This is a genomic window from Hyphococcus flavus (assembly GCF_028748065.1).
GTDB classification, from domain to species: Bacteria; Pseudomonadota; Alphaproteobacteria; order Caulobacterales; family Parvularculaceae; genus Hyphococcus; species Hyphococcus flavus.
On sequence record NZ_CP118166.1, the window covers coordinates 2,411,546 to 2,423,097 of the forward strand.

The following is an 11,552-nucleotide window of genomic DNA, read 5'->3' on the forward strand; positions in this document are numbered from 1 at the left end:
AGACAATAATCTGGACTCAAGCTGGTTATTCATTCCCGACATTTCTGTCGCCTGTGCAACCAGCAAACAGGATGCATTGCGCTTTGGGTTTAAAATAATTTTCCGGTTAATTAAGAGTGCTTTGATGCTGTTTGCGAGCTGCCTTTAGGTCGGTCGAGACTTGCTCCAAATCGAACCGAAAAGGCCCGATGTGAGGCAAAGCCTCAGGGCCTGAGGTTAAAAAATTGCTCCAGATCATTTCACCGAATTCCAGCGTTATGTCACAGACCACGGCGCTACATCCTGTAAAGCCGCACCGACAGCTGGCTAAGTTGAAGCATTTGAGAACAGCCGACTCACATAAAAGACTAATATCATCGAGAGCTAAAATTGGATCGGCCAGATCATACGCGGAAAGGGGAATATATTCGCCGGATAAATCAAATTCTTCGAGGAAATTCTTGCCGTCGATAAAAATACTGGCGCACGTATACGGGCCGGGGCTGAGGTGGAAGCTCAGAACATTGAGTGATTTATCGCTCTTATCAATCATTATACTGACTCAATAACCTTGCTTAACACAAAGGCATATCTGTTGCTGCCTATATCCGAGATTACCATCCTGTGCCCAGTCTGTATCATTAGAAAACAACAAGTAGGACGCATCAAGCGGCAGCCCAATGCAGTGTTTACGCTTGCTGTCAGTTCGCAGTTCGAATCCGTGCGGGCGCCATTAACAAAAAGCGGGCCATTAAAGACCCGCTTTTGTTCGTTAAACCAATTGTAAAAAGTTACTGAGCCATCGAACGCAGCATCCATGCTGTTTTCTCGTGCGTCTGGATGCGAACGGTAAGCAAGTCCGCGCTGGCTGCGTCTCCAGCGTCTTCTGCTGTGGAAAGACCCTCGCGGGCGCGCTTAATCAGCGTTTCATGGTCTGAGAGCAGTCGTTTGACCATTTCTCCAGCAGCTGGCGGCTTGGTGTCTGCATTATCAATCGCGGAAAGATCAGCGAACTGTTTACCGCTTGTAGGTGCGAAAACGCCAAGTGCGCGGACGCGTTCCGCTATTTCATCGAGCGCCGCCCACATTTCACGATATTGCTCCTCAAACATGACGTGGAGCGTGTGGAATTGCGGGCCTGTAACATTCCAGTGATAGGCGTGGGTCTTCATATACAGAGAATAGGTGTCGGCCAGCGTCGCATTGAGCGCCTCTGCGACGGCGTTACGCGCGTTCTCTGCAAGGCCAATATCAACGGTCGACATATCTTGAATCTCCTGTTTCTGTTTGTTGTAGAGACTAAATAGCGGCGGCGACGCCTTCAATCAAATTGATAATGGTGATTATTTCATTCGAAATAATCGATATTATCAGCGCAGCGATGACGCAAAGCGGTGGATTCGCGTACAGGCTTCCCGAAGCTCTTCAGTCGAGGCGGCGTAAGAAACCCTGAAGAAGGGCGCTAAACCAAACGCTGCCCCGAAAACGGCGGCGACGCCCTCAGCCTCAAGCAATTCGCGGGCGAAATCCTCGTCATTGCTGATGACGGCGCCGTCCGGCGTCTTTTTGCCGATTACGCCGGCGCAGGAGGGATAGACGTAGAATGCGCCTTCCGGTTTTGCGCATGAAATGCCGTCTGCGTCATTCAGCATATCAACCACCATGTCACGGCGCGCCTTGAACGCGGCGTTGCGTTCGTCAAGGAATGACTGGTCGCCGTTCAGCGCCGCGACGCTCGCCCACTGGCTGATGGAGCATGGGTTAGACGTCGATTGCGACATGACTTTTGACATGGCTTTGATCAGCGGCTGCGGGCCGCCCGCATAACCAATGCGCCAGCCCGTCATCGCGTACGCTTTGGATGCACCGTTAACCGTCAGTGTACGATCATAAAGCGCCGGTTCAATTTGCGCAGGGGTTGTGAACTCAAATCCGCCATAGACAATATGCTCATACATATCATCGGTCATGACCCAGATATCTGGGTGTTTTAAAAGAACGTCCGTCAGCGCTTTCAGTTCATCGCGGGAGTAGGCGGCTCCTGTGGGATTGGATGGCGAATTGAAAATGAACCACTTGGTGCGCGGTGTGATGGCTTTTTCAAGCGTCTCTGGAGTGAGTTTGAAATTGGTTTCAGCGCCAGCTTCTACGAAAACCGGTTCGCCGCCGGCAAGCAAGGCCATGTCCGGATAAGAAACCCAATAAGGCGCTGGTATGATGACTTCATCGCCCGGGTTCAGCGTTGCAACAAGAGCGTTGTAAAGAACAGCCTTGCCGCCGGGCGCGACGGTAATCTGTGATGCGTCGTATGAAAGGTCATTATCGCGTTTGAACTTCGCGATGATCGCTTCTTTTAATTCAGGGATGCCGTCCACGGCGGTATATTTGGTCTTGCCGTCGCGGATCGCCTTGATCGCTGCTTCCTTGACAAAATCGGGCGTATCGAAATCCGGTTCGCCGGCGCCAAGTGAGATAATGTCCCGACCGGCTGCTTTTAATTCTCGTGCTTTCTGCGTGACAGCAAGTGTGGGGGAAGGCTTTACTCGCGCCAGCGCGGCGGAGGAACGAAATTCACTCATTCGGATGGCTCCAGCAGTTGCGACAAAGCTGTGTAGCGCGATGCTGCGCTGCAACCAATGCCTATATTTCCGCTCATTTCTCGGACGGTCATTTCCGAAATAACCTGTCGGGTCGCAAATTGCGTAGAGCTGCGGTTGTCTTCCCGATTTGGGGCGATTTCATGCAAGGCCATGTTTTTACAAGAAAAACTGTCACTGCTGGGGAAAAATAATATCCTGTGACAGCCGTAACTTTTAGTTTGCCGCCCGCTCAGGATGTGATTTCATAGACAAGAGCGGGGGCAACATAGGAGCGCCTATGATTGCGGAATTACAGACCGCGATTTCACAGGTTCCGAGTAAAAAGGCGAGGCTTAAAGGTCTGACGCAAGTGGAAAGCGTCAGGATCAAAGTTGAGCGCGCAGCGTTGCTATTCAGGGGTGCTCCGGTGGCGATTGTCGCCAGCGCCGTGAACGGCGTCATTGCAACGGCGATCGCCTGGACGAGTATCGATCATACGATTTTGCTTTCATGGTTTGGCGCGATTATGGCGATTGCTATGTTGCGTGCCGGCTTGTGGTTGCGCTTTCGGATGGGCGGCATGTCTGCACGAAACATGTCGCGGTTCGCCCGCCTGCATGTTTTTTTCATGGCGCTGAACGGCGCCGTATGGGGCGCGCTCGCGCCAATCTTCGCCATGCATGGTGTTGTAGGCCACGCCTTTTTGGCGTTCGTCATCGCCGGAATGACAGCGGCGTCGATAGTATCGGCCGGTGCGTCATGGCGGGCGGTGTTGGCGTTTAACATACCAGCTTTAACACCGCTTGCGGCGACATATGCGCTTACGGCGGGAACGAACGGTGCTGCGATCGCAGCCGTTGTTGTATTTTACGGAATTGCGACGGCGTATCTCGCGCTTGCCACACAACGAATGATTGATCGTTCGATTCTGTTGCACACAAAGAATGACAAGCTGCTTTCTGTTCTCCGCCGCCGCGTTGATGATACGCATACGGCGGAACAGCGGTTTCGCGCGCTCGTGGAATCATCACTTGACGTAACGATCATTTTTTCACCGGAAGGAAAGGTTATCTACGCCAGCCCGTCAGCGGAAAAATCGTTTGGCGTGCCAACGGGATTGCTGCTCGGTAAAACGACAAAACAGCTCGTGCACCCCGACGACATGCAGCTCTTTCGCGCCGTGGGGGAGAAAGCGTTGTCCCAGCTTGGCGAGGTGAAACCATTGCCGCATGTGTGTATGCGCGGGTCTGATGATGGCGACTATGTAGCGCTGGGCGGACGGCTGACGAATATGCTTTACGTGCCGGGGGTCGAGGGGTTCGTTTTCAGCGGCGGGCGCCTTGAAGGCGATGGCGCAGCCCGGCACATTCATGCCGCTGAGTAAGCTGACATAACCCGCTTGCATCCGGTTGGAACCATTGGCATTAGCTGGCGTTTACATTCTAAACGGCCAGCCCGGAGTTTTCCCGTTTGACTGACCAAGAAAAGTCGCCCACGTCGGCGAAAAAGAAAATCAAGAGAAAACCTCGCACGCGAATTGGCTGGCGGGAATGGGCGGCGCTTCCGGATCTCGATGTTGAAAGAATAAACGCCAAAATCGATACGGGCGCGAAAACGTCAGCGATTCATGCGTTCCGGATCCGCGAAATCGAGTTGGAAGATAAGCCGCATGTAGAATTTTTTCTGCATCCTGTTCAACGACGCAAACATCCTGAGGTTTACTGTTGCGCTCCCATCGCTGACAAACGCGTTATTCGAAGTTCCAACGGCCAGGAAGAGGAACGCTTTGTCATTGCAACAAGGTTGCGTTTAGGCCAGCGATTTTGGAAGATCGACCTTACCTTGACCAACCGTGACGCCATGGGGTTTCGTTTCCTGATTGGGCGTGACGCGCTGCGTCGGAAATTTCTGATTGATCCTGGCGCTTCATATTTACTTGACCGTGCAGAGAAAGGAGAGCCGAAATGAAGCTGGCTCTAATGTGCCGTAACGCCGAACTTTATTCACATAAGCGAATTGTCGAGGCTGCCGAAGCGCGCGGTCATGAGATTGATGTCATTGATCACTTGCGTTGCTACATCAACATCACTTCGCATCGTCCAACCGTGCGTTATCGCGGCGAGGAGCTGCCTTACTTCGATTGTGTGATCCCACGCATAGGTGCATCGGTTACATTCTACGGCACAGCCGTATTGAGGCAGTTTGAGATGATGGGGGTTTATCCCGTAAACGAGTCCGTCGCGATCAGCCGGTCTCGCGATAAGTTACGGTCATTGCAGCTTTTGGCGAGAAGAGGCATCGGCCTGCCGGTGACAGTGTTTGCTCACCGTACAAGCCGTGCGGAAGAGATTCTCGACATGATCGGCGGCGCACCGGTAGTGATCAAGCTGCTGGAAGGCACGCAAGGGATCGGTGTTGTTCTCGGCGAAACCCAAAAAGGCGCTGAGTCCATAATTCAGGCATTTGGCGGCGTGAACACCAATATTCTCGTTCAGGAATTTATCAAGGAAGCAGGCGGTGAGGACATCCGTTGCATTGTTATAGGCGACAAGGTCGTTGCTTCGATGAAGCGCAAGGGCAAAGAGGGAGATTTCCGGTCAAATATTCATCGCGGCGGTTCAGCGGAAAAGGTGAAAATTACACCCCAAGAGCGATCAACTGCTGTCAGCGCGGCCAAGGCCATGGGACTAAACTTCTGCGGCGTTGACATGCTGCGGTCCAATCATGGTCCCGTGGTTATGGAGGTGAATTCGTCGCCGGGTTTGGAAGGAATTGAAAAATCTACGGGCGCCGATGTGGCCGGCGGCCTTATGGATTTTATCGAAAAAAACGCAAAACACGGAAAAACCAAAACAAAGGGCAAGGGGTGATCGGACGGCTGACAATCGCAAGGATTTGCTTGTTAAGCCTCACCCGAATGGGTGACTAACCTTTTTTCCTATGGCTTGAGCCTTGCGGTGCGAGGCGCGGCATGATGCACTTTGCCAAAATGGAGGAGCATCATGCAAAAGGTTGTCGGCATTGGCGGGTTCTTTTTCAGATCTAAAGACCCGGACAAGCTCGCGAAATGGTATGAAGAACATCTTGGGATCAATGTTGTTCCCAGCGACTACGACACGCCGGGATGGCGTTCCGAAGCAGGCACAACCGTGTTTGCGCCGTTCAAGGAAGATACGGCTTTTTTCGGCGATATGAAAAATCAGTGGATGATCAATTTTCGCGTGAAAGATCTCGACGCTCTGGCGGCGCAGCTTGAAAAAGCCGGTGTCAAAGTGGAGATCGATCCGGAAGAATACCCAAATGGCCGGTTCGCACAAATGAATGACCCGGAAGGCAATCCCATCCAGCTCTGGCAGCCGGGTGGTTGCGATCCGGGTTAGTCAAACAGGCTCGACACGGATTCTTCATTGGCGATGCGGCGGATCGCTTCGGCAAGCAAAGTAGCGATGGAAACCTGTTCGATCTTCGGGCACTCGGCGACTTCGGGGCGAGCCTGAATGGAGTCTGTCACAAGAAGGCGCGTCATTGCTTCTGACTTCATGACACGTCGTTCCGCATGGTCAGAGAGAACGCCATGGGTGATGCAGGCCGAGACGCTCCTGGCGCCCTTTTCCATCAACGCTTCGGCGGCATTGCATAGCGTACCGCCGGAATCGACGATATCGTCGAAGATCACGCAGTGGCGGTCTTTGACTTCGCCGATGATGTTCATCACTTCGGAAAGACCGGGTCCTTCGCGCCGTTTATCGACGATAGCGAGCGGGCGATCCTTCAAGCGTTTGGCGAGCGCGCGCGCACGAACCACACCGCCCACATCCGGCGAGACAACCGTTACCTTGTCCAGCTCACCGTTATAGATTTCACGAATGCGGCGTTCGAATTCCTTCACGGCGTAAAGGTTATCTGTCGGGATATCGAAAAAGCCTTGAATCTGCCCTGCGTGAAGATCGACAGTCAGAACGCGATCTGCGCCGGCGCTGGTGATGAGGTTTGCAACAAGCTTTGCTGAAATCGGCGTGCGCGGTCCGGCTTTGCGATCCTGGCGGGCGTAGCCAAAATAGGGGATCACCGCTGTGATGCGGCTGGCGGAAGCTCGGCTCAGCGCATCCATGGTGATAAGGAGCTCCATCAGGTTGTCGTTTGCGGGATATGCGGTGGATTGAAGGACGAATACGTCCTCGCCGCGTACGTTTTCCTGAATTTCGACGAAGACCTCGCCATCCTTGAAGGTTTTTATCTCCGCCATGGCGGGGGAAGTGCCGAGTTTCCGGCAGATCGCTTCGCTTAAATTACGATTGGAATTTCCGGCGATGAGTTTCATGAAATCCGTCCCCTGCATCCCCTGACAGCAAAAGTTTCATGACGGTTTCTTGAAGGTTTCGCAACCCGTGAAGTGTGCGTTTTTTACATCAATGCGATGGCGGATAGGTTGCGGCCATAATCTGAAAGTCCATCGCGTCGCATGGCGCGGTAGCTGAAGAACCGATTCGGCGTGCCTAGCGTGCAAATGTTCGTATCTTCGGTTTTGGTTACGCCGCATGTGGAAATTCTCCACAAGCCGAAGGAAACAAGATCAAACTGGCGTTTTTCGTCATTTTTCCCCGGTGCAAAGAAACGCTCTGCTTCACTGTAGCGGCTGGTGAATTGCTCAAAGAGGTCAAGGCCGACTTCGAAGTTTGGCTGACGCAGACATGGCCCAATAGCCGCGCCAATATTTTCACGGGCCGCCCCAAGCTCAACCATTGTCTCTACAGTGTTTTCCAATACGCCAGCCAGCGCGCCGCGCCAACCAGCATGAGCTGCGCCGATGATTCGCGCTTGCGGGTCAGCGAACAAAAACGGCATGCAATCGGCCGCCAGAACGCCGATGGCGACACCCGGCGTCTTCGTCACCAGCGCGTCGACTTTTTCCGCGCCGTTTCGCCATGGTTCATCCACAACCATCACATCCGGTGAATGCGTTTGATAGCTGGTCAGAAGATGGTCAGGCCGTACGCCGAGAACGCTCGCGCATCGCGCACGATTTTCCGCCACGTCATCCTGATTGTCGCCGGAACCCGGCCCCGTATTCAGTGAGTCGTAAGGCGGATTTGAAACGCCGCCATCCCTGGTGAAAAAAGCATGGGCCACGCCTGAAGCATCCAGCAGCGGCGACACAAGATATGGCGGAACAGCGCTCACGTCTCAAACCCCGCCGGCGTCGGAAGGGACGGAGATGACAAGCACATGACTTTGAAGATTTCTCCCATTCCCTGCGGCGATGCGATGCGCATGGCGCCGTTTCGAATCTCCTCAGCGCGTTTCTCGTCCTGACCCTTGCATAAGGCTTCAACGCGCAAGGTGAGCCCAAGCCGATCAAGAAACCTTCCTTGAGTAACAGGTCCATGAGCAGTAACGCCGTCTTCAATCGCGATAGTGGCGAGTGCTTCAAAGTCGACATGTGCGGTGAGGTCAGCGCGGCCCGGCGATGACAGCGGCGGCCAGTAACGATGATCGCGCACAGCCTGGAGCGTGTCGCCAAAGCCTCGTTCCATGTGACCGTAATCTATGATCAAGGCATGGCCGCCATGCTCTTTTAAAGTGGCGCATATGTGGGAGACGAATTCCTGTGCCGGAAGATTCAACTCAAAGACGTCGCCAACATCGCTGTCGGTAAGGTCAGGCAAATCAAAATCTGACGGCGGCGGTGTTTCAGCAAGCGTGAATGCAAGTTCGGTTTTGCTTTCATCGAGGCCAACAAGCCGCTCACGCCAGCCTGCCTCTACGCGCTCAAACTGGCGGACCGGCAGGCAATCGAAAAATTCGTTGGCAATGATCAGTGACGGCGCCGGTGAAATGTCAGCATACTCGTCAGCCCATAAGGGCTTTGCTTCCGTTGCTTTCAGACGCTTTTGCTGTTCAAGCCGCAACCGGCCTGATGTTTCCAGCAGCCAGACTTGCGCAGCTTTGGCGAAGCCAGGGCGGAGCCGCGCCGCTCGCAGCATGTCTTCCATTAAGACGCCTCGGCCCGGTCCAAGCTCAATGAGATTGAAATTTTTCGGCGCGCCCATGGCCTGCCAGGTTTCAATCAACCACAGACCGATGAGCTCGCCGAACACCTGGCTGATTTCCGGCGCCGTCGTAAAATCACCGTCGCCGCCGATGGGCGTCCGGCTCATGTAATATCCCTCATGGGGATGACCGAGCGCGTCGGACATATAGTCAGCGATTGTGATCGGCCCTTTGAGCTTGATCAGATCTATGAGGCGTTCTTCAAGAGGCGTCGTTTCAGCCACAGGCGCCTGTTCGCTCATGAGGCGGCCTTTTTATTCGTTGCTGCCTGTACATTCCGTGTACGCCAGATCAACCAGCCGCCAAGCGCAACCATGGGCACGGAAAGCAACATGCCCATTGTCAGGCCAAGCGGGAAGTCAGGCATATGCGCGTCCGGCTCGCGGAAGTATTCAACAAAAATGCGTGAAGCCGCGTATCCGGCGAGAAACAACCCGATCGCGGCGCCGGGGCGTTTCAAAAACCCGAAGGAATGCGTGGCGATGCGGATGATGATAAAAAGTACAATGCCTTCCAAGGCAGCCTCGTAAAGCTGACTCGGGTGACGCGGTACGGCTAGCGGGTCGGTGGGAAACACCATCGACCAGGGCCCGTCCCACGGACGGCCGTATAGTTCTGCGTTGATGAAGTTGGCGATGCGGCCAAAGAACAGCCCAATCGGCGCAGCGCAGGCAAAGAGATCGCCCAGAGATAACGGGTTCAGTTTATGTTTTCTGGCAAAGAAAAAGCCGACGAGGGTGACCCCGATCAGTCCGCCATGAAACGACATGCCGCCGTTCCACATCATCAGCGCCGGCGGGAATGGCAAGAAGCCAAGGATAGGTTCCCATGGCTGCAAGAGCAGGGACGGCTCGTAGAATAGGACATAGCCAATCCGTCCGCCTGCCATGACGCCAATGGCCACCCAGAAAATGACGTCATCCAGCAGCGCTTTCGTGATCGGCGCGCCTGTCTTTCCCCAAATGACGGAATTCTTGATGAGACGCGTCAGATACCACCAGCCCGCCGCCAGCCCCCCGATATAGGCCAGGGAATACCAGCGAATCGGCAACGGGCCGAGTTGCAGCGCCACAGGGTCGATTGATGGATAGGGAAGGCTCATGACAATACTGATCCGGCTGGCTAACACATTTCGTGCGTCTCAATAACGCGCTTTGACGCCCCTGTCGCCCTACCATTCAAAGGCCTATATTACCGTTCCAGACAGGAGCCCTAAATGCAGACCCAAAGCGCCATATTTGATGAAATCGCGAAGCTGATGACGGAAGCTGCGGGCGCCGCTGACGGCGTCCGGCGCGAAGCAGAGACAGTGATGAAAAGCCGTCTGCAGTCCTTGCTGGCGGATATGGACCTTGTCACGCGCGAAGAGTTTGAGGTTGTGCAGGAGATGGCGCGCACGGCCCGTGAAGAAAACGATGCGTTGAAGGCGCGAATCGAAGCGCTGGAAAATCGTTAATTCCCACAGAAGATTGCGGAAAATCAGTTAGATCGAATCATTTCACGGCGTCCCGAATCGCCGCGTCATGTCGGTTGCGCGTGACAGAAGAATGTCGCGCTAACCGGGAAAAGGGGCGCTGATGTCGATCGAGTTGATCCGCAAGCCAAAGCAACATGAAAATCCGCTGAGAGCGCTGGAAGCTGCAGCCGCTGGGTTGGAGTTTGAAATGGAGCGCGCAGGCGACAACGAACTGCATGTGATGCTGCCGGGCGTGTGGCGCGATATCGGATTGTGGTTCACTTGGCGTCCGGAACTGTCGACGCTTCAGATGGGCGCGCCGCTGGACCTGAAGGCGCCGGCTGGGCGATTGGATGAGGCGAGCAGGCTTGTCGTCATGGTCAATGAACGGTTGTGGATCGGTCATTTCGATCTGTGGACGGATGATCATTCCATTGTCTATCGCAATTCCGCATTACTGCCCGCTGAAGGCGGCATTGATAATGTGCAAGGTGAGGCGCTGATCCGCGCCGCCAGCGAGGCGGTGGACAGGTTCTATCCTGCGTTCAACTTCCTGATCTGGGGCGGCAAGTCGCCGGATGACGCGCTGCAAGCCTCGCTCTTTGATACGGCAGGCAACGCCTGAGACTTATCTGACGTTTTCAAAACAGCCCTGACGCGTTATGGATGGCCCATGACCGATAAACCATCTGTGGCATTGGTTGGCGCGGGCTCCATGGGCGGCGCGCTGTTGCGGGGCTGGCTGGAAACCGGCGCCATCGACATTGCGCATTCCGCTGTTTTCGATCCCGGCATCAGCGCGGACATGACGGTATTGTGCAAAAGCCGCGAGCTGTCCTTAAACCCTGAAATTGAAACCGGCTATGACGTTCTCGTGGTTGCGGTAAAGCCGCAGATGGCGGCGAAGGCGCTGCCACAGTATGCAGCCATCGCTAAGGACGCGATTGTTGTTTCGGTCATGGCTGGAAAAAGCACTAACAATATTTCTGCTGCATTAGGCGGCGCCGTGCGCATTGCGCGGGCGATGCCAAATCTGCCGGCAGCGATCGGGAAGGGAATTTCCGGCCTGTACGCAACGGAGACGATCGATGCGGCGGGACGCGACGTTGTTGAGCACTTGTTGCGCGCTGCCGGAAAGGTCACGTGGGTTGAAACGGAAGAAGCCATAGACTTCGTCACGGCTGTTTCGGGCTCCGGGCCTGCCTATTTCTTTTTGCTGACGGAAACGCTGGCAGATGCGGGTGAGGCTTTGGGTTTGGATAAACAGGCCGCAGCAGTGCTGGCGCGCGCAACATTGGCGGGAGCTGGCGCGTTGATAGATGTTGAAACACGCACGCCGGCTGAAATGCGAAAAGCCGTGACATCGCCGGGCGGGACAACCGAAGCCGCACTGAATATTTTGGAGGGTGACAGCCACGCCTTACGAGCGCTGGTGAAAGATGCGGTGGCCGCCGCCGCGAAACGCGCAAAAGAGTTGACGAACTAGG

14 protein-coding genes are annotated in these 11,552 nt (G+C 54.7%); 7 read left to right on the plus strand and 7 right to left on the minus strand.

What is annotated here, in order from left to right; translation table 11 throughout:
- Positions 1-106: 106 nt before the first annotated feature.
- The 3 genes from PUV54_RS11490 to PUV54_RS11500 form a co-directional block, all read right to left on the minus strand.
- Positions 107-532: a hypothetical protein gene (locus tag PUV54_RS11490; RefSeq protein ID WP_274492381.1), complete on the minus strand. Its 426-nt coding sequence runs from the start codon at positions 530-532 to the stop codon at positions 107-109.
- 238 nt (positions 533-770) lie between these two features.
- A complete protein-coding gene (locus tag PUV54_RS11495) occupies positions 771-1,244 on the minus strand; it encodes a Dps family protein (protein ID WP_274492382.1) in 474 nt (157 codons plus the stop codon).
- 105 nt (positions 1,245-1,349) lie between these two features.
- Positions 1,350-2,558: a pyridoxal phosphate-dependent aminotransferase gene (locus tag PUV54_RS11500; RefSeq protein ID WP_274492383.1), complete on the minus strand. Its 1,209-nt coding sequence runs from the start codon at positions 2,556-2,558 to the stop codon at positions 1,350-1,352.
- Between the two features lie 298 nt (positions 2,559-2,856).
- Between PUV54_RS11500 and PUV54_RS11505 the strand changes: the two genes are divergently transcribed.
- From PUV54_RS11505 to PUV54_RS11520, 4 genes are all read left to right on the plus strand, one after another.
- Positions 2,857-3,942 (plus strand): PAS domain-containing protein, encoded by a 1,086-nt coding sequence (locus PUV54_RS11505; protein WP_274492384.1) that lies wholly within the window; start codon positions 2,857-2,859, stop codon positions 3,940-3,942.
- Positions 3,943-4,028: 86 nt separating this feature from the next.
- A complete protein-coding gene (locus tag PUV54_RS11510) occupies positions 4,029-4,526 on the plus strand; it encodes an ATP-dependent zinc protease family protein (protein ID WP_274492385.1) in 498 nt (165 codons plus the stop codon).
- Positions 4,523-5,428 carry a 30S ribosomal protein S6--L-glutamate ligase gene (rimK, locus tag PUV54_RS11515; RefSeq protein ID WP_274492386.1) on the plus strand — a complete coding sequence of 302 codons (906 nt, stop codon included), beginning with the start codon at positions 4,523-4,525 and terminating at the stop codon, positions 5,426-5,428. Before PUV54_RS11510 ends, rimK begins: the two co-directional genes overlap by 4 nt.
- Positions 5,429-5,560: 132 nt before the next feature.
- Complete coding sequence (locus tag PUV54_RS11520) at positions 5,561-5,938, plus strand: VOC family protein (protein WP_274492387.1); 378 nt, start codon at positions 5,561-5,563, stop codon at positions 5,936-5,938.
- Here PUV54_RS11520 and PUV54_RS11525 read toward each other — a convergent pair.
- The 4 genes from PUV54_RS11525 to lgt all read right to left on the minus strand — a co-directional run bounded on the left by PUV54_RS11525 (position 5,935) and on the right by lgt (position 9,711).
- The gene (locus PUV54_RS11525) at positions 5,935-6,879 is read right to left on the minus strand and encodes a ribose-phosphate pyrophosphokinase (RefSeq protein WP_274492388.1); all 945 of its coding nucleotides are present in this window, start codon (positions 6,877-6,879) and stop codon (positions 5,935-5,937) included. The genes PUV54_RS11520 and PUV54_RS11525 overlap by 4 nt on opposite strands.
- An 83-nt stretch (positions 6,880-6,962) precedes the next feature.
- On the minus strand, positions 6,963-7,739 hold the full coding sequence (pgeF, locus tag PUV54_RS11530; protein WP_274492389.1) for a peptidoglycan editing factor PgeF: 777 nt from the start codon (positions 7,737-7,739) through the stop codon (positions 6,963-6,965).
- The gene (locus PUV54_RS11535; protein WP_274492390.1) at positions 7,736-8,851 is read right to left on the minus strand and encodes a class I SAM-dependent methyltransferase; all 1,116 of its coding nucleotides are present in this window, start codon (positions 8,849-8,851) and stop codon (positions 7,736-7,738) included. The genes pgeF and PUV54_RS11535 overlap by 4 nt, the downstream gene beginning before the upstream one ends.
- A complete protein-coding gene (gene lgt, locus PUV54_RS11540) occupies positions 8,848-9,711 on the minus strand; it encodes a prolipoprotein diacylglyceryl transferase (RefSeq protein ID WP_274492392.1) in 864 nt (287 codons plus the stop codon). Before lgt ends, PUV54_RS11535 begins: the two co-directional genes overlap by 4 nt.
- Before the next feature lie 114 nt (positions 9,712-9,825).
- On the opposite strand from lgt, the gene PUV54_RS11545 reads away from it, so the two are divergent.
- The 3 genes from PUV54_RS11545 (at position 9,826) to proC (ending at position 11,551) form a co-directional block, all read left to right on the plus strand.
- Positions 9,826-10,065, plus strand: a complete 240-nt coding sequence (locus tag PUV54_RS11545) for an accessory factor UbiK family protein (RefSeq protein WP_274492394.1) — start codon at positions 9,826-9,828, stop codon at positions 10,063-10,065.
- Between the two features lie 121 nt (positions 10,066-10,186).
- Complete coding sequence (locus tag PUV54_RS11550) at positions 10,187-10,690, plus strand: type III secretion system chaperone family protein (protein WP_274492395.1); 504 nt, start codon at positions 10,187-10,189, stop codon at positions 10,688-10,690.
- Positions 10,691-10,738: 48 nt separating this feature from the next.
- On the plus strand, positions 10,739-11,551 hold the full coding sequence (proC, locus tag PUV54_RS11555) for a pyrroline-5-carboxylate reductase (RefSeq protein WP_274492398.1): 813 nt from the start codon (positions 10,739-10,741) through the stop codon (positions 11,549-11,551).
- Position 11,552: the final 1 nt, after the last annotated feature.